The 17,163-nt window shown below is 72.6% G+C and carries 14 protein-coding genes; 8 read left to right on the top strand and 6 right to left on the bottom strand.

Annotation, left to right across the window (positions count from 1 at the left end):
* The first annotated feature begins 72 nt into the window (after window positions 1–72).
* Entirely contained in the window at window positions 73–1,488 is a 1,416-nt protein-coding gene (locus tag AB0H87_RS03880; protein ID WP_360139130.1) for an aminotransferase class V-fold PLP-dependent enzyme, read from the top strand.
* Here AB0H87_RS03880 and AB0H87_RS03875 read toward each other — a convergent pair.
* Window positions 1,472–4,255, bottom strand: coding sequence for a BTAD domain-containing putative transcriptional regulator (locus AB0H87_RS03875; protein ID WP_360139127.1), 2,784 nt, complete (start codon window positions 4,253–4,255; stop codon window positions 1,472–1,474). The two genes, AB0H87_RS03880 and AB0H87_RS03875, sit on opposite strands and share 17 nt — an antisense overlap.
* A 321-nt stretch (window positions 4,256–4,576) precedes the next feature.
* On the opposite strand from AB0H87_RS03875, the gene AB0H87_RS03870 reads away from it, so the two are divergent.
* From AB0H87_RS03870 to AB0H87_RS03860, 3 genes are read left to right on the top strand one after another with little or no spacing between them, the layout of a single operon-like run.
* On the top strand, window positions 4,577–6,022 hold the full coding sequence (locus AB0H87_RS03870) for a multicopper oxidase family protein (RefSeq protein WP_360139124.1): 1,446 nt from the start codon (window positions 4,577–4,579) through the stop codon (window positions 6,020–6,022).
* A 21-nt stretch (window positions 6,023–6,043) separates the two neighbouring features.
* On the top strand, window positions 6,044–6,760 hold the full coding sequence (locus AB0H87_RS03865; protein WP_360139121.1) for a DJ-1/PfpI family protein: 717 nt from the start codon (window positions 6,044–6,046) through the stop codon (window positions 6,758–6,760).
* A gap of 5 nt (window positions 6,761–6,765) precedes the next feature.
* Window positions 6,766–8,088, top strand: coding sequence for a DJ-1/PfpI family protein (locus AB0H87_RS03860; protein ID WP_360139118.1), 1,323 nt, complete (start codon window positions 6,766–6,768; stop codon window positions 8,086–8,088).
* Here AB0H87_RS03860 and AB0H87_RS03855 read toward each other — a convergent pair.
* Window positions 8,079–10,235, bottom strand: a complete 2,157-nt coding sequence (locus AB0H87_RS03855) for an acyltransferase family protein (protein WP_360139115.1) — start codon at window positions 10,233–10,235, stop codon at window positions 8,079–8,081. The two genes, AB0H87_RS03860 and AB0H87_RS03855, sit on opposite strands and share 10 nt — an antisense overlap.
* A 180-nt stretch (window positions 10,236–10,415) precedes the next feature.
* On the opposite strand from AB0H87_RS03855, the gene AB0H87_RS03850 reads away from it, so the two are divergent.
* Together AB0H87_RS03850 and AB0H87_RS03845 are read left to right on the top strand one after the other, a co-directional pair.
* Entirely contained in the window at window positions 10,416–11,159 is a 744-nt protein-coding gene (locus AB0H87_RS03850; RefSeq protein ID WP_360139112.1) for an SDR family oxidoreductase, read from the top strand.
* A 158-nt stretch (window positions 11,160–11,317) separates the two neighbouring features.
* On the top strand, window positions 11,318–12,724 hold the full coding sequence (locus tag AB0H87_RS03845; RefSeq protein ID WP_360139109.1) for a DEAD/DEAH box helicase: 1,407 nt from the start codon (window positions 11,318–11,320) through the stop codon (window positions 12,722–12,724).
* 12 nt (window positions 12,725–12,736) lie between these two features.
* Here AB0H87_RS03845 and AB0H87_RS03840 read toward each other — a convergent pair whose 3' ends face one another.
* Window positions 12,737–14,257, bottom strand: a complete 1,521-nt coding sequence (locus AB0H87_RS03840) for a hypothetical protein (protein WP_360139106.1) — start codon at window positions 14,255–14,257, stop codon at window positions 12,737–12,739.
* A 3-nt stretch (window positions 14,258–14,260) separates the two neighbouring features.
* Window positions 14,261–14,437 (bottom strand): hypothetical protein, encoded by a 177-nt coding sequence (locus AB0H87_RS03835; RefSeq protein WP_360139103.1) that lies wholly within the window; start codon window positions 14,435–14,437, stop codon window positions 14,261–14,263.
* Window positions 14,438–14,510: 73 nt separating this feature from the next.
* On the opposite strand from AB0H87_RS03835, the gene AB0H87_RS03830 reads away from it, so the two are divergent.
* Complete coding sequence (locus AB0H87_RS03830; RefSeq protein ID WP_360139100.1) at window positions 14,511–15,203, top strand: hypothetical protein; 693 nt, start codon at window positions 14,511–14,513, stop codon at window positions 15,201–15,203.
* Here the strand turns inward: AB0H87_RS03830 and AB0H87_RS03825 are convergent.
* Window positions 15,186–16,163, bottom strand: a complete 978-nt coding sequence (locus AB0H87_RS03825; protein ID WP_360139097.1) for a hypothetical protein — start codon at window positions 16,161–16,163, stop codon at window positions 15,186–15,188. The two genes, AB0H87_RS03830 and AB0H87_RS03825, sit on opposite strands and share 18 nt — an antisense overlap.
* A gap of 67 nt (window positions 16,164–16,230) precedes the next feature.
* Here AB0H87_RS03825 and AB0H87_RS03820 point away from each other — a divergent pair, with 67 nt between their 5' ends.
* A complete protein-coding gene (locus tag AB0H87_RS03820; RefSeq protein WP_360139094.1) occupies window positions 16,231–16,869 on the top strand; it encodes an alpha-ketoglutarate-dependent dioxygenase AlkB in 639 nt (212 codons plus the stop codon).
* Here the strand turns inward: AB0H87_RS03820 and AB0H87_RS03815 are convergent.
* A partial coding sequence (locus AB0H87_RS03815; RefSeq protein ID WP_360139091.1) for a sigma-70 family RNA polymerase sigma factor occupies window positions 16,862–17,163 on the bottom strand: 302 nt, incomplete at its 5' end. The two genes, AB0H87_RS03820 and AB0H87_RS03815, sit on opposite strands and share 8 nt — an antisense overlap.

The raw sequence follows: 17,163 nt of genomic DNA, 5'->3' as shown, positions 1-17,163 counted from the left end.
GGGCGGTGACCTTGGTTACCGCCCGTTCCTTGCGCGTGCCGGTCTCCGGTGGGAAGTGCCAGCCTTCGGAGTATGGAACGCGAACACCCGCTCGAGCCGGACCGCGCCGAGATGCTGGCGCAGGGGCGGCTGGTGCTCGACCGGCTCGTCGACTTCGTCGACCAACTGCCGCAACGCCCCGCCAACGACCTGACGGGGAGACTGGGCAAGCCGGCGCTGCGGGACCTGGTCGACGAGCTGTCCGCACCGCCGCCGGAACACGGCCATGATCTTGTTGAGCTGCTCGCCCGGATGGATCGTGCCGTGGACGCCGCGCTGGAGACCGCGGGCCCGGGCTACTTCGCGTACATCCCCGGCGGTGGCCTCTACAGCTCCGCCCTCGCGTCCTTCTACACCCAGGTCGTCAACCGCTACGGCAGCGTCGCCGCGACCGCGCCGGCACTCACCGCGCTCGAGGAGAGCGTGCTGCACTGGATCGCGCGCGAGGTGTGTGGGCTCCCGGCGGGCAGCGGCGGGCTGCTGACCACGGGCGGCTCCATGGCCAACCTCTCCGCCATCGTGGCCGCCCGGCACGACAAGCTCGGCGAGCAGATCGCCGACGGCACCATGTACGTCACCGCGTACGCCCACCACTCCGTCGCAAAGGCCGCCCGGATCGTCGGCATCGCCGCCCAGCGGATTCGCGTCGTACCCAGCACACCTGACCTGCGGATGGACGTCGCCGCAGCGGGCGAGATGATCGCCGCCGACCGCGCGGCCGGGCTGCGACCCTTCCTGATCGTCGCGTCCGCCGGCACCACCGACACCGGAACGATCGACCCCCTTCCGGACGTCGCGCGCCTGGCCGACGCCGAGAAGCTCTGGTTCCATGTCGACGCCGCGTACGGCGGCTTCTTCCGCCTGACCGAGCGGGGCCGCCAAAGGCTGGCCGGCATGGAGCTGGCCGACTCCGTCACCCTCGACCCGCACAAGACCCTGTTCCTGCCGTTCGGCACCGGGGCGCTGGTGGTCCGCGAACCCGCCCGGCTCGCCGCGGCCCACGGCGGCACCGGCGGCTACCTGCAGGACCTTGGCGAGCTGGAGCTGCCGGACTACGCCCACCTCGGCCCGGAGCTCAGCCACGAGGTCCGGGGCCTGCGCGTCTGGTTGCCGCTGCACCTGCACGGCGTGGCCGCCTTCCGTGCCGCCCTCGACGAGAAGCTCGACCTCACCGAGCGGGCGTTCGCGGCCCTCCGCCGGGCGCCCGACCTCGACGTGCCGTGGCAGCCCGACCTGACCACGGTCGCCTTCCGGGTACGGGCGACGGATCCGGCCGACGGCGACGCGAACACCCGCGCGTTGCTGGCCCGCGTCAACGCCAGCAACCGGGTCTACCTGTCCAGCACCGTCATCGACGGCCGCCAGACGCTCCGCCTGACGGTCGTCGCCCACCGCAGCCACGCGTCCCAGGTGGACGAGGCCATCGACTTGATCACGAACGCTGGCTGAGCTTGGCGCGCAGCGCCCCCGCCGGCGGCGCGCCAAGGGCGTCGTAGATGGCGAGGGCATCGGCCCACGCGACCCGCGCCTGGTCGCCCCGCCCGCCCGCCGACAGCGCGTCGCCCATCGCCGTCAGCAGCTGCGCCTGGTACCAGCGATCGCCCAGCTCCCGGTAGATGATGATCGCCGTCCGGTAGTTCGCGATCGCCTCCTGCTCGTGCCCCAGCGCCATCCGCGCCGTCGCGGCGAGCTGCAGCCCCCGCGCCTCACCACGCCGATGCCCGAGCTCCCGGAACAGCCGCAGGGCTCCCGAGAGGTGCAGCAGGGCCTCACCGGGCCGGTCCGCCGCGGTCAGTGTCGCTCCGATCTGGACAAGCGTGATCGCCATGTTGCCGCGCTCGCCGGTGGCGACGTCCAGCTCGTAGGCCGCCCGTCCACATTCGAGTGACTGGCGGAGGTCACCGGCGTCGCGGTAGGCCGCGCACAGGTTGCTCAACGCGCTGGCGGTGCCCACCTCGTCGCCGGCCGCGCTGAACAGCTCGAGCGCCTGCCGATGCGTCTCGATCGAGCGGCCCGGGTCGCCGGTCGCGCGATAGGCGATCCCCATGCCCGCCAGCAGCTGAGCCTGCGCCGAACGGTCGCCGAGCCGGCGGGCCGCCCGCAGCCCGGTCTCGTGCGTGCGGAGCAGATCGTCCCACGCCCCGATCAGGTGATGAAACACCCAGGTGGCGTACGCGATCCGCCAGCACAGGTCGTCGAAGCCCTGCGCGTACGCGAGATCCACGGCCGCGAACAGGTTGTTCCGCTCGCTCTCGTACCACTCCCGGGCCGCCCGCTCGTCGTGGAAGGCCAGCGACGGCGCGGCGTCGGCGCGCTCGGCGAGATCGACCCGGGCGTTGCTCGGCTGCAGGAGCGGTCGCGCGTTGAGGCTGGTGCGGGCGAACCACTCGAGCATCCGTCGCACGGCCGTCGACCGCTCCTCCGCCGGGTCACGGGCGACGAGCTCATCGGCGTACGCGCGGAGCAGGTCGTGGGTGACGTACCGGTCCGGCACGGCCTCGCTGATCAGGTGCGCGGCGGCGAGCTCGCCGAGCAGCACCCGCGTCCGCGGGCCGGGCGCGCCGACGAGGCTCGACGCGGCCGGCACGGACACGTCGGCGGTCGGGTGCAGGGCGAGATACCGGAACAGATGCGCCGTCGGCGGGGTCAACGACCGGTAGGACCACGAGAGGACGGCGCGCACGTCGAGTGCCGCGTTGGGATCGACGAACCGGTCCAGCGGGTTCTCGACGCTGGCCAGCTGGCGGTCGATCGCCGCCAGTGGGAAGTGCGGCCGGCCCACCGCCCGCGCCGCGACGATCGCCAACGCCAGCGGCAGCCCGTAGCAGTTCTCGATGATCCGGTCGACCGCGCCCGGCTCGGCGCGCATGCGGTCCCGGCCGAGCCGCGGCTCGAGCATCCGGCGGGCGTCCTCGCGTGCGAGCGGCCCGAGCTGGATCGCGTGCGCGCCCTCGAGCGCGACGAGCGGGGCGAGGTCGCTGCGGCTCGTGATCAGCACGAACGCGCGCGCTTCGCCCGGCAGCAGCGGCAGCACCTGGTCGACGTCGTTGGCGTTGTCCAGCACGAGCAGCACCCGACGACCGTCCAGCACCGACCGGTAGAGCCCGACCTGCTCGTCCAGGCCACACGGCAGATCCGCCGCCGGCACGCCGAGCGCGCCGAGGATCGACGCGATCGACTGTTGCGGCGTGGCCGGCGCGCGGCCGTCGTACCCCCGCAGATCCAGCCACAGCTGGCCGTCCGGGAACCGGTCCGCGACCCGGCGCGCCCAGTAGGTGGCCAGCGCCGTCTTGCCGATCCCGGCCATCCCGCTGACGACGAGGATCGTCGACCCACTCACCATGCCGCTCTCGTGCGCCTCCAGCACCTGGTGCAGGAGGTCGAGCTCACCGGCCCGGCCCGCGAACCCGGAGACCTCGGCGGGGAGCTGCCGCGGCGCGATGTGCAGGGGCACGCCGCCGGTGGCGTCGCCGGCCAGGATCGTCGCGTGCCGCCGCCGCAGTTCCTCGCCGGGCTCGACGCCGAGTTCCTCGACCAGGCGGCCGCGTACGGCGTGATATGCGTTGATCGCGTCCGACCGCCGGCCGGCCTGGTGGAGGGCGGTCATGAACCGCGCCCACAGCCGCTCGCGCAGCGGATACTTCGCGGTCAGCTCCGCGAGGTCGCCGATGACCTCGGCGTGCAGTCCCGCTTCGAGGCTCCGGTCGACCCGGCGTTCGATCGCGTGGAGGCGCTGCTCGGCGAGCTGGACCCCGTACGCCCGGTGGAGGAAGTCGGACGGCACGTCCGCGAGCGGGTCACCGCGCCAGAGGCTCAGCGCCTCGACCAGTGCTTTCCGCTCGCCTGCCACGTCGTCGCGGTCCACGGCCGCGTCCGCCTGCTCGATCCAGTGCCGGAAGAGCGCGACGTCGACGGCGTTCGGGGGCACGTCGATCCGGTAACCGTCCGCGCCCGAGACGATCAGGCCTTCGGCGCCGGCATCCGCGAGGCTCGCCCGCGCCCGGACCAGGCACACGTGCAACGCGCGGCGGGGGTTGTCGGGCTGGCTGACACCCCAGACGGCCTCGATCAGCTCCGCCGAGGAGACCAGGCGGCCTGGCTGCAGCAGCAGCGCCGCGAGGAGGATGCGCGTCCGCGCCGACCGGAGCAGCACCGGCCGGCCACCGACCCGGAGCTCGAACGGCCCGAGGAGTCCGAAATAGACGTCGTTGGTCATCGCAGCAATCCGCAACCACACCAGGAGGATCAGCTCGACTTGAGCTGCATCGACCGTGCCGGGCGCGCTGCGTTGGTCACAAGGTCGGCCGGTGCGGAGGTCCGGATCTGTGGGACCGCCGTCGGGAATCCTGGGTCCCGGTCGGGGCCCAGGCAGGTGAAACCGCCGTGAAGGCGCTGGTCGCTACCGTCCACGGTCATGCATCTGAGGACACCTCGCGATCATCGTCCGGGCCGGCACGCGCGGCCGGCCGAGGGCATATCAGAGCACGGGCCGGTTTCAGTTCGCCTTCGACGCATGTCGACAACGCTCTGAGGGGTGATGGTGGACCTGCTCCCGTCCGACCCGGCCGGCCTGCCGGAGGCGCGACGACCGGCCCGACTGGATCTTTCCGACGGCGCGACGCTGGACCTCACGGTCACGCCGGTCGCGAAGTCGCTCGCCGGCACCACCGTGCGGATGCTCGCCTACAACGGGTCCGTTCCCGGCCCAACGCTGTCGGTGCGCCAAGGCGCCGAGCTGACCGTCGACGTCACCAACCACGGCGATCTGGAGACCACCGTGCACTGGCACGGTCTGCGACTCGCGAACAGGTTCGACGGCGTGCCGCACGAGACGCAGGAGCCCATCCCCGTCGGCGGCGCCTTCAGCTACGTCTTGCGGTTCCCCGACCCGGGCCTGTACTGGTACCACCCGCACGTGCGTGAGGACTACGCCCAGGAGCTGGGCCTCTACGGCACGATCGTGGTCGCTCCGGCCGAGCCGGACTACTGGCCACCGGCGGACAGCGACGTCGTGCTGACCGTGGACGACCTGCTGCTGACCGACGGCGAAGTCCCGCCGTTCCACCACGAGCGGACCAGCCACGCCGCGATGGGCCGCTTCGGCACCGTCTTCCTGACCAACGGCGAGCCGGAGCCGCGACTGCCGGCCCGGGCGGACGAGGTGCTGCGGCTCTGGCTGGTCAACACCGCCAACGCGCGGGTGTTCAACCTGACCCTCCCGGGTGCCCGGATGAAGCTGGTGGGCGGGGACAGCGGACGGGTCGAGCAGGAGGAGATCGTGTCGGGGGTCCTGCTCGGCCCGTCCGAGCGGGCCGTCGTCGACGTGCTCTTCGAGCGGCCGGGTTCGCTGACCCTCGAGCACCGCACGCCGGAGCGGACCGTGCCGCTCGCCCGGTTCGACGTCGGCGGTGCCCCGCCCGGGCGCGACCTGGTGGGACGCTTCGAGCTGTTGCGCCGCGCGCCGGAATTCGCGGCCGAGCGCAGCGGGCTGCCGGCCTGGATCGACGCCGCGCCCGACAAGGTGCTGGCGCTGGTCGCCCGGATGTCCGGCGGCGGCGAGCACCACCACCATCACCACGCCAGCACCGCCGACGGGATCGAGTGGGAGGACGAGATGCCCGCGGTCGGCTCGGACGCCGTGCGCTGGTTGTTCGTCGACCGGACGGACGGCACCGACCAGCCGGTGGCCGGGTGGCGGTTCCGGGTCGGCGACCGGGTCAAGATCAGGCACGTCAACGAGACGCACTCGGACCATCCGATGCACCATCCCTTCCACGTGCACGGCGCCGGCCGGTTCCTGGTGCTCGCGCGCGACGGTGTCCCCGAAGCCAACCTCGTCTGGAAGGACACTGTCCTCCTGCGCACCGGCCAGACCGTCGACATCCTGCTCGACCTGACCAATCCCGGGCTGTGGATGGCGCACTGCCACATCCCCGAGCACATGCACAGCGGCATGATGTTCGGCTTCACGGTCGAGGGCTAGCCGCACCCCGAAGGGATCCTCATGCAGATCGCGATCGTGCTCTATCCGGGACTCACCGCCCTCGACGCCATCGGGCCGTACGAGGTGCTGCGCTTTCTCCCGGACGCGGAGATCCGGTTCGTCAGTGCCACCGCCGACCCGGTCGTCACCGACAGCGGCGTGCTCGTGCTCGGGGCGACGCACACGTATGCCGAGACCCCGGCACCCGACATCGTCCTCGTGCCGGGGTCGGGGGCGCGCACCGCGACCGCGGCGGCCGATCGGGAGCTGGTCGCCTGGGTGCGGCAGGTGCACGAGACGACCACGTGGACCACGTCGGTCTGCACGGGCGCGCTGGTCCTCGCCGCCGCCGGCATCCTCGACGGGCTGCCCGCCACGACCCACTGGGCGGTGCACCCGGCGCTGCGGGCGATGGGTGCGACGCCACGGCCCGGTGAGCGCAGCGTGCGGTCCGGCAAGATCGTGACCGCCGCCGGGGTGTCGGCGGGCATCGACCTGGCCCTGTGGCTCGCGGCCGAGGTCGCGGGCCGCGAGCACGCGGAGATGATCCAGCTCTACATCGAGTACGACCCGCGCCCGCCGTTCGACTCCGGCCATCCGAGCAAGGCGGACAAGGCGGTGCTCGCCCGGGCGAACGCGCTGAGCCGGAGCCTCGCGATGAACCCCGCCGAGCTGCGTGCGATCCCGAAGGTCGCCTGGCGCCGCACGATCGACCGCGTGCGCAGCCGGCGCCGGTGACCGCCGTGTCGTGGAAACGGACACTGTTGTGGGCCGGCGTGGTCGCCGTCGCGGTCGCGGTCCCGCCGACCGTCGTCGGCGTCACCCGCGCAAGGTCCTATCTGGACAGTCTGTACGCGCCGGCGTCGAACACCGACGCGCCCGTGCCGACGCCGGCGTACGACCCCGCCAAGCCGACCGCCGTCGTGCTGGTCGGCAACGAGGGCGCCCACGTGGGTGACGTGCTGGATCCCTACGAGACGTTCGCGGCGACCGGCGCGTTCAACGTCTACACGGTCGCGCCGGAGCGGAAGCTGGTTCCGTTGACCGGCGGGCTCGACCTGGTGCCCGACTTCACCTTCGCGGAGCTCGAGCGGCGCCTCGGCGGTGCGGCACCCTACGTCGTGGCCGTGCCCCAGTTGCCGGACGCCGAGCCGGCCGCCCGTGACGCGCTGAAAACGTGGCTGGTGCGGCAGGCGGGCAGCGGCGCGCTGGTGCTCGGCATCTGCGTCGGCGTCGAGGTGGTCGCCTCCGCCGGTCTGCTGGCCGGCCGCGCCGCCACGTCGCACTGGTTCCGGCTCGGCAAGCTCGAGGACGCCTATCCCGAGGTCCACTGGCAGCGCGCGACGCGCTACGTGGACGACGGTGACGTGATCACCACCGGCGCCGTGCTGTCGGGGATCGACGGCGCGCTGCGGGTCATCGAGCGGCGGCTCGGCACCACGGCCGCCGCGGACGCGGCGAAGGCGGTCGGCTGGCAGCACTACTCGCCCGGCGCGCCGGCGCCGCTCCCGCGCACGTCATTCGGCCTGCAGGACACGGTCGCCGGCGTCAACCTGACCTTCCGCCCGCGCCCGACCATCGGCGTGGTGCTGACCGAGGGCATCGGCGAGATCGAGCTCGCCTCGTTCTTCGCCACCTACACCGAGGCCGCGTACGCCGCCCGCACGGTCGCCCTCGGCGCGGGCTCCACCGCGCCGGTGCGGACCCGGCACGGTCTCACCTTCGTACCCCGCGGTGATGCGTTCGTCGCGAAGGTCGATCGTCTCGTGGTCCCCGGCGCCGACGCGGCCGCACACCGCCTGCCGGGGCTCGACGCCGAGTATCCGCAGGCCCAGCCGGGCTTCCCGTTCGACGCGGCGCTGCGCGACATGGCCCGCACGATCGACGTGCCGACGGCGCGGTGGCGGGCCAGGACGCTGGAGCTCCCCGCGTCGGACCTCACCGGCGTCACCGGTCCGGGCTGGCCGTGGCCGGCGACGCTGACGCCGTTCCTCTACGCGCTGCTGGTGCTGGCGCTCGCCGGCACGCTGCGCCGCGTCCTGCGCATGCGTCGCGGTCAGGAGTAGCGCACCTGCACACCGGCCGCTTTCATCGCCTGTGCGAGCTGGGGTGTCATGGTCTTGACGTAGGTCGCGGTGATGTGCGAGCCACGCCGGTAGACCATCACGTTGCCGATCACCGTCGGGCACCGGTCGGTCGGGCAGATCGTGTCCCACAGGTCGATCATCTTCGCGCTCGGGTGCGCGGCCACCGCGGCCTTCTGTGCGTTGAACCCGGCGTCCCGGTCGTGTGCCACCGGGTCGTAGGAGCACTTCGACAGGTTCGTGCGGTTGCGGTCGACGCACGGCATCGCCTGCGTGGTGGGGCCCGGGTTGTTGGCGATGACCACCACCTTGGAGCCGTTGTCCTCCAACTGCTGCCACGCGTCGGTCATGCCGTCGACCATCGCGTCGACGGTCGCGCCGCCGTTGCGGTCCAGCGCCTTGGCGGCACCTTGCGAGTTGAACACGTACGCCGGTTTGTCGGCGAGCAGCCGGGCGAGCAGTGCCTTGTTCCAGTCGGTGCAGTCCTGGTACGGCTTCTTCGGGTCGCCACCGGTGAGGTGGGTCGCCGTGCTGAACGCACAGGCGCCCTTGAACGCGACGACGAGCTTCCAGTCGTTCTGCTCGGCCAGCAACTGGAAGGCCGGCAGCCACTGGTCCATCTTGGAGTCGCCGACGAGCGCGACGGTCGTCTTGCCGTTGGGCCGGCCGTAGGTGCAGTAGAGCAGGTCCGGCTCGACCATCTGCTGGAAGCACTTGTCGGCGTCGGTCGGCGGAATGTCGTCAGCGGCCTTCAGCGGATCGGGCGTGATGAAGTCGTACGACTCGGGCGCCACCCCGCCACGGCCGGTCTGCCCGACGAGCACGGCGGCGCCGGGTGCGTACCGGGCGGCCTCCGCCGTGGCGGTGACGTTGTTCGTCGCGAACATGACCAGCACGAGGCCGGCGCAGACACCGACCAGCGTGAAGTTGCCGCCGAGGCTGAGCGCGAGGCGGGGCGATTTCGAGATCGCACGGGCGTACCGCAGCGGGTTCTCGATGATTTTGAAGGTGATCCACGCCGGCACGACCGACGCGGCGGCCACCACGAGCCCCTGCTTGACCGACAGGTCGCCGAAGCGGGCGCCGGCGATCACGATCATGGGCCAGTGCCACAGATACAGGGAGTACGAGAGGTCGCCGACCCACTGGAACGGCCGCGTGCCGAGGATCGCGACCGGACCGCCCCTGCCGGCCGAGACACCGGCGGCGATGACGGCGGCCGAGCCGAGCACGGGCACGGCGGCGAGGTAGCCGGGCCAGGCGCTGTCCGCCGTGATGAGGAGGCCGGCGGCGACGATCGCGCCGAGGCCGAGCCAGCCGAGCGCGATGGCGACGGCGCGCGGGATGCTGCCGAGCCGCGCCGCGACGAGGGCGACGGCCGCGCCGACCGCGAGCTCCCACATGCGGGTGGTGGAGATGAAGAAGGCCCGCTCCGGCGAGGAGGCGGTCTGCATGATCGACCAGGCGAACGACGGCACCGCGATGACGAGCAGCCCGATCCAGAGCACGGGCCGCGGGTCGGCCCGCCGCAGCCGCCGGGCGATCAGGATGGTGCCGATGATCAGCAGCGGCCAGACGAGGTAGAACTGCTCCTCGACGGCCAGTGACCAGAAGTGCTGCACCGGCGACGGGTCGACCTCGATCGACAGGTAGTCGACCGCCCGGTCGGCGAACCGCCAGTTGACGACGTAGAGCGCGGACGCGAGCAGGTCGCCGCCGATGTCGTGCCAGCGCTCACGGGCGACGAACAGCCAGGTGGCCACGGCGGTCGCGATGAGCACGACGGTCGCGGCGGGCAGGATGCGCTTGGCCCGGCGCGCGTAGAAGCCGGCGAGCGAGACCCGCCCGGTGCGCCCGATCTCGTCGACGAGCTGGCGGGTGATCAGGAAGCCGGAGATGACGAAGAAGACGTCGACGCCGACGAAGCCGCCCGGCAGAAATCCGACGCCCGCGTGGTAGATGAGCACCAGCCCGACCGCGACGGCACGCAGGCCCGCCACGTCGGCACGGAAGCGGCTGCCATGCTCGCCACCGGGCCGTCCGCCGTTGGCACCCGCGGGCGTGGGCTGCGTCGGCACCGCGGCCCGACCAGCAGACGGGACCGCGACGCTCGTCGTCTGTTGGCTCATCCAGATCCTCGGTCGTAGGGGTTCCCGGCCAGGAACCTTATCTGGTCAACCCCGGAGCGAGGGAATCGCCATCAATCCGGTTTTAGCGAATCTTTACCGCAATTCGGCGGCGCCCATGTCACAGTGGGCCGGCCCTCTCTCGTCTCGGGGACGACATTTCCTCTTCGACGGGAGCTTGCTATGAACGCCCTGATCACCGGTGCCAACAAGGGAATCGGCCGCGCGGTCGCCGAGCAGTTGGCCGGCCTCGGCATGACGGTCCTCCTCGGCGCCCGCGACGCAGGCCGGGGCTCGGCAGCCGTCGCGGCGATCCGGGCCGGTGGCGGCGACGCGCACGCCGTAACTCTGGACGTCACGGACGGCGCGTCGATCGCGGCGGCGGCGGGGTGGATCGAGTCTCGATTCGGCCACCTCGACGTCCTGGTCAACAACGCCGGCATCACGGGCTCGGGCCAGATCTCGCCGGCCGACGCGCATGATCAGGTGCCGAGCTCCGTGGACCTGGACATGGTGCGATCGGTTTTCGAGACGAACGTCTTCGGCGTGATCGCGGTGACCAACGCGATGCTGCCCCTGCTGCGCCGCTCGCCGGCCCCACGCATCGTCAACGTCAGCAGCGCCGCCGGCTCGTTGACCATGGGCAGCGACCCGCAGGGCCCGCTGTCCGCGCTGCTGGCCTCGGCCGCCTACTCGCCGTCGAAGACGGCCGTGAACGCGCTGACGGTGCAGTACGCCCATGAACTGCGCAAAGACGGCATCCTGGTCAACGCGGCGGACCCGGGCTTCGTCGCGACGGACATCAACAACCACACGGGCTTCCTGACCACGGCCCAGGGCGCAGCGGCCGTGGTCCGCCTGGCGACGCTCGGCCCGGACGGCCCGACCGCGGGTTTCTTCAGCGCGGACGCCGCGGTGCCGTGGTGAGCGCGACCTGACCACGAGCCGGATCACGAATGATCAGGTAGTTTGGTTACGACCCGCCGGCCGCTCACGCGCTGCGGGCCCATGACCTGCGTCGGTAAGCGGCGTGCTGGCTTCGACCCGCGCCCGACCGCACGCCCCCTTGACGTTCGGAGATCTTCATGGCGGCACGCCGCCCGCACCACCCGTCCACTTCCGTGGCCACCTTCGCCGAGCTGGGGCTTTCGCCCGCGCTCATCACGCCGCTGGCCGGTGCCGGCGTCGTGGCACCGTTTCCCATCCAGGTCGCGACGATGCCCGACGCCCTCGCCGGCCGTGACGTGCTCGGCCGCGGCCGCACCGGTTCCGGCAAGACCTACGCGTTCGTCCTGCCGCTGCTGCACCGCCTGGCCGACGCGCCCAGGCGGCGCCAGCCGGGCCGTCCCCGCGCCTTGATCCTGGCGCCGACCCGTGAGCTGGTCACCCAGATCGAGGCGAGCATCGCGCCGCTGGCCAGCGCGCTCTCGCTGCGCGTGATGACCGTCTTCGGTGGCGTCGGGGCCGGCCCGCAGATCGCCGCCCTGCGCAAGGGCGTCGACATCGTGGTGGCCTGCCCCGGCCGGCTCGACGACCACGTCCGCGGCGGGCACGCCCGGCTCGACGCGGTCGAGATCACCGTGCTGGACGAGGCCGACCACATGGCCGACCTCGGGTTCCTCCCGGTGGTGAAGCGGCTGCTGGACCAGACGCCGCGGGCCGGGCAGCGCCTGTTGTTCTCGGCCACCCTCGACGCCGCCGTCGACGCGCTGGTCCGTCGCTACCTGACCGACCCGGTGACGCACAGCGTCGACTCGCCGCTCTCGCCGGTGCGCAAGATGACCCACCACGTGCTCCACGTCCGGTCGCAGGACCGGCTGGCCGTGCTCACCGACCTCACCGCCGCGCCCGGCCGGACGCTGGTCTTCACCCGCACGAAGCGTGGTGCCAAGACGTTGACCCGCCGGCTCGTGGCGGGTGGCGTGCCGGCCGTCGAGCTCCACGGCGATCTCGGGCAGAACGCGCGGACCCGCAACCTCGCGGCGTTCGCGGAGGGCAGCGCGCGGACGCTGGTGGCCACCGACATCGCGGCCCGCGGCATCCACGTCGACGACGTCACGCTCGTCATCCACGCCGACCCGCCGGTGGAGCACAAGGCCTACCTGCACCGGTCCGGCCGCACGGCCCGCGCCGGCGCCGCGGGCACGGTGGTCACGCTGATGTGTGACAACCAGGTCAACGACGTCCGCAACCTCACGCGCGAGGCCGGCATCAGGCCGACCACGACGCGGCTGAGCCCCGGGGATCCGCTGCTGGCCGAGTTGGCGCCGGGCGAGCGGACGTTCGTCACCCCGCCGCCGGAGCCCGAACCCGGACCGCGGGCCGTGCCCCGCCAGCGCCGCGCATCCGCCCGCCAGCGGAGCACCCGGGCAGCGGCTGCGGCGCCGTCGAGCGCGGCCGTCGGCGCCCGCCAGCGGAGCTCCCAGGCCGCGACCGCCGCCCCGTCGAGCGCGGCGAGTTTCTCCAGTCGCGCCCGCGTCGGCCGCCGCTGAGATCCCTGCCCGTCAGGCCGGCGGGCGCGCCGCGGTTAGGCGGTTGACCGCCGCCAGGACCAAGGCCTCCGCCTCCGTGGCGAGCAGGGGCGGCGACTTCTTGCGGCGGCGGACGGCCCACGTGTGGTTCAGGTCGTCGACGAAGCGCTGGCGGTCCACCAGGTAGGCCAGCTCCGGGTCGGCGCGGGCCTGGTCCCAGATCAGGTCCTCGGTCGCCGCCAGCAGGGAGCGGCCGAGGTAGTTCCAGGCCAGCGGCAGGTACTTGGCGGCCTCCACGCGCTCCGCCGCACAGGAGTAGAGGCAGGCGATCGCATACAGCGTGCGGGCGTCGGCCGCGGCGGACGGCGGCTGGTCGCGGAGCTCCTCCGCCGCCATCGCCCCAGCGACCATGTCGCCGGACAGGAGGGCGCATTTCAGGCGGCGGACGCGGTGCCGCTCGCGTTCGTCGGCCAGCGCCGTTTCCGTCAGCGAGCCGGCGTTCTCGCCCGGGTTCGTGACCAGGCGCTGCTCCGCTTCGCCCCAGCTCTCGCTGGCGTCGAGGAACGCGCGGCGGGCCTTGGGCTCCACCGCCTCAGCGCGGTAGGCGAAGCCGAGGCGTTCCTGGACGGCCCCGCGGATCGCGGAGGGGCGGTGGTAGGCGCTCAGCGCCGCGCCCACCTGGTCCAGGTCGTCCAACGCCTCCGCACCGAACGCCAACGAGTGCTCGGCATAGGCCTTCATCGAGTCGAGCGTCAGGGCCGCGGCCAGCATCCGCTGCAGCTCGAGCCGCGTGGCGGTCGAGCGCCGCCGGCTCAGCCACGGCACCCGCAACCCACCCGCCGTGCGCGCCCGCAGGCGCCGGGCCACCAGGCGCAGCGCGACCCAGTGCGCCGCCGGCTCGATCAGCGTGACCAGTCGCTCCTGCCACGACTGTCCAGAAGGGTCGGTGCCCGGCGGCTCCCACAGGGTCGTCGCCGCGATCGGTGAGCCGTCCAGCTCGTGCAGCTCGATCGCCAGCCCCAGGCGCTGGTTGCCCGCCTCACCGCGCAGCAGGGGCGCCGTCTGGACCAGGCAACCTCGCGGGCTGGGCAGTGCCGAGCTCAGCGCGCCCAGGATGCCGTCGGCCTGCCCTGGGGCCACCGCGCGCAAGCCGTTGGCGACCGTGGCCATCGAGTCCTTGGCCGCCGAGGTGATCGGCTCCGTGTCGTCGGTGATCGCGATCGCGGTCGGCAGCCGGTGCAGGCGGACGTCGCGCTGGAACACGTCGTCGACGATGCCGCGGGCCGCGGCCGCCTCGTCGGCCAGGGCCGCCTGGACGCGTTGCCGCAACCACGGTGACAAGGTCAGCGCCTCGCCCTCGCTGCCGGCGATCGCGGCCGGCAACGGTGCCGTGTCGTTGATGACCAGCTGTTGCCGCAACCGGTCACGGATCGCGCGGGACAGGCCGACGAGGATCACCACGACGGCGACGACCGCGGCCGCCGCCAGCGTCGCCTTGCTGATCGTGTCGGCCAGCGCGCCGATGTCGTCGATGCTGAACCCGAAGATGGTCATGGCCTAGGTCGGGCCGACCCAGCGGTCGCCAGGCTGCTCGCCGGAGCCGGGCTCTTCGAGAGCAACGCCGGCGCGGACCAACCGGACGAGAGTCTCGTCGTCGACCTCGATGACCGTGCCGGCCGGATGGGTGATGCCGTCGCCGTCTGTCCACTCCTGATCGAGTCGCGCCCGCGCCATTGCATCTCCAATCGTCCCGGCTCAATCTAGAGAAAGCGCCGCCGTCGGGCGACCCCTGTGGACAGGAGGGATCGTGTCGGAAAGCTTCCTTCCGTCGCGCCACGGGTTCACCTTCGACAACCAGTGGCCCGCGCAGCCCGCCGTCGTGGTGCCCACGCCGTTCGGCGACGTGCCGTTCGGCAAGGCGAACGGCGGCCTCTGCGGCGGCATGGTGTTCGCGGCCCTCGACTACTGGCACGCCGGTCGGCAACCACCGGGCAGTCGGCCGCCGCTCGGGACGCCCCTCTACGCGTTCATCGTCCGCCGCCTGCTCGAGTCGTGGCGGCTGCCCGGCGGCGTCGCCAAGTACTACGAGTGGATGGGCCTGCCCGACGCCGACGCGCCGGGCTTCCAGCTCTTCGGCCGGCCGCTGCTGACCCGGCGCGGCATCGCCTACCGCACCGTCAACGGCGAGTGGCCCGGCATCCGCGCCGAACTCGACCGCGGCTCACCGGTGCCCATCGGCGTGATCACCGTGTCGTCGCGGCAACCCAAGGATCTCGCGGTCAACCACCAGGTGCTCGCCTACGGCTACACGACCAACGGCAACGCCGTCACGGTACGCGTCTACGACCCCAACCGCGGCCGCCGCGACGACATCGGGATCACGTTCACCAACGCCGGCGCCAACGCCACGTTCACACACAACCTCGGCATCGGGGGCCGACCAGTGCGCGGCTTCTTCCGCACCGGCTACCGCGCCCAACGCCTACCGACCGGCGGCTGACATCGCCTTCGCCAACGCGGGCGCGGTCTCCTCGGGCCGGCTCGGGTTGACCAGCAGCCCCGTCGCCAACTCCAGGCCGGCGAACGTCGTCGTGCGCGGGTGGATCTCGACGTGCCACTGCCACCACCGCGCCACCTCGCGATCCTCCACATCGGTCGGTCCGGCGTGCACGATCAGGTTGTAGGCCGGATCCTCCAACGCCTCCGCCAGCCCCCGCAGCAACGGCGGCAGGGCCCGCGCCACGGACGCCAGACCCTCGTCGGTCGCCGAGGCGAGCGTCCCGCGCCCGTCGAACGGCACGAGCACGGTCTGCTGCGGCACGGCGGCCGCGTACGGCTGATAGACCAGCACCCCGTCGTCGAAGACGACCCGCTCCCCGGCGGCCCGCTCGGCGGCGGCGAGATCGTCGATGAGCCGCCGTCCGGTGTCGGTGTAGTGACCCCGGGCGAGCCGCCAGCGCGCCATCAGCCCGGGCGGCGCCTGGTCGAGCGCCACGAGCTGGCTGTGCGGATGCCGCAACGACGCACCCGCCGCGACGCCGTAGTTGCGGAACACCACCACGCCGGCGGGCCGCCGCGCGCCCAACGCCTGACACCGCGCCCGCAACGCCGTCAAGATCTCCAGCGCCTGCTCCGCCGACGCCTGCCGCAGGTCCCAGTCGTGCGCCGCCGACTCCACCAGCACCTCGTGTTCGCCGGTCGCCGGAAACCGCGGGAACAGCCCCGTCGCGGTGCTGCCGCCGGCGCCGCCCGGGCTCACGATCGGGTACTTGTTGGCGAACGCCCGGACCCGCCAGGGCCCACCGTCGGCCGGCACCCGCAACCGCTCCGGTGGAGTCTGCGACTCGTGACCCGGGCAGAACGGACAGCCGGGCGACGCCGGCCCCGGTCGCTGGGCCCGCCGCGGCGCGCTCAGCCGCCACTCCCCGGTCTCCGCGTCGACCCGCGTCTCTGTGCTCACGACGTTCAAGATAGTGGATCAAGCCGGGCGTTAGCACTCTTGTGCTAACCCGGGCTACGCTGCGGTTATGCACGGCATCGCACACCAGCCCTCGATGTTCGACCTGGTCGAGGAGCCGACCCTCGGCACCCTCGAAGGCCACGTCCAGCGCACCCAGCTCACCCGGGGCGCCTGGGTGGACCACCTGCCCGGCTGGATCGACGGCTCCGAGGTGATCCTCGAGCGGCTCCTCGAAGATGGCATCGGCTGGCGGGCCGAGCGGCGCGAGATGTACGAGCGCGAGGTCGACGTCCCCCGCCTGCTCCGGTGGTACGACGCCGACGAGGAGCTGCCGCACCCGCTGCTCACCGCGGCCCGGGAGCGACTCACCGCCTACTACGCCGACGAGCTGGGCGAGCCGTTCGTCACGACCGGCATGTGCCTCTACCGGGACGGGCGCGACAGCGTCGCCTGGCACGGCGACACCACCGGCCGCTCGTCGAGCCAGGACACGTTGGTCGCGATCGTCTCGTTCGGCTCGCCGCGGCCGCTGATGCTGCGACCCCGGGGCGGCGGTGGCGACAGCCTCAGGTTCCCGCTCGGCCACGGCGACCTGGTCGTGATGGGCGGCTCGTGCCAGCGCACCTGGGAACACGCGATCCCGAAGACCGCCAAGAAGGTCGGCCCCCGGGTCAGCGTGCAGTTCAGGCCGGTCGGCGTCAGCTGAAGCTGCTCTCCGTCAGCTGACCACGCAGCTTGGTCAGCGCCCGGGCCAGCAGCCGCGAGACGTGCATCTGCGAGACGCCGACCTGGTCGGCGATCTGCGACTGGGTCAGGTTGCCGTAGAAGCGCAGGGTGAGGATCTTCTGCTCGCGCTCGTCCAGCGTGGCCAGTGCGGGGCCCAGCGCGACCCGCAGCTCGGCCAACTCGAACGAGGTGTCCTCGGAGCCGAGCAGGTCACCGAGCTCGGTGCCGCGCTCACCGTCACCGGTCGGGGTGGACAGCGACACGGCGTTGTACG

It is taken from the genome of Asanoa sp. NPDC050611 (assembly GCF_040654855.1).
GTDB lineage: Bacteria > Actinomycetota > Actinomycetes > Mycobacteriales > Micromonosporaceae > Asanoa.
This window is presented reverse-complemented; position numbering and strand designations above follow the sequence as displayed.

What these genes read in the sequence shown, in the direction of transcription:
- AB0H87_RS03880 (WP_360139130.1), top strand. Translation starts at nt 73, where the DNA reads ATGGAACGCGAACACCCGCTCGAGCCGGACCGCGCCGAGATGCTGGCG.
- AB0H87_RS03875 (WP_360139127.1), bottom strand. Translation starts at nt 4,255, where the DNA reads ATGACCAACGACGTCTATTTCGGACTCCTCGGGCCGTTCGAGCTCCGG.
- AB0H87_RS03870 (WP_360139124.1), top strand. Translation starts at nt 4,577, where the DNA reads ATGGTGGACCTGCTCCCGTCCGACCCGGCCGGCCTGCCGGAGGCGCGA.
- AB0H87_RS03865 (WP_360139121.1), top strand. Translation starts at nt 6,044, where the DNA reads ATGCAGATCGCGATCGTGCTCTATCCGGGACTCACCGCCCTCGACGCC.
- AB0H87_RS03855 (WP_360139115.1), bottom strand. Translation starts at nt 10,235, where the DNA reads ATGAGCCAACAGACGACGAGCGTCGCGGTCCCGTCTGCTGGTCGGGCC.
- AB0H87_RS03850 (WP_360139112.1), top strand. Translation starts at nt 10,416, where the DNA reads ATGAACGCCCTGATCACCGGTGCCAACAAGGGAATCGGCCGCGCGGTC.
- AB0H87_RS03845 (WP_360139109.1), top strand. Translation starts at nt 11,318, where the DNA reads ATGGCGGCACGCCGCCCGCACCACCCGTCCACTTCCGTGGCCACCTTC.
- AB0H87_RS03840 (WP_360139106.1), bottom strand. Translation starts at nt 14,257, where the DNA reads ATGACCATCTTCGGGTTCAGCATCGACGACATCGGCGCGCTGGCCGAC.
- AB0H87_RS03835 (WP_360139103.1), bottom strand. Translation starts at nt 14,437, where the DNA reads ATGGCGCGGGCGCGACTCGATCAGGAGTGGACAGACGGCGACGGCATC.
- AB0H87_RS03820 (WP_360139094.1), top strand. Translation starts at nt 16,231, where the DNA reads ATGCACGGCATCGCACACCAGCCCTCGATGTTCGACCTGGTCGAGGAG.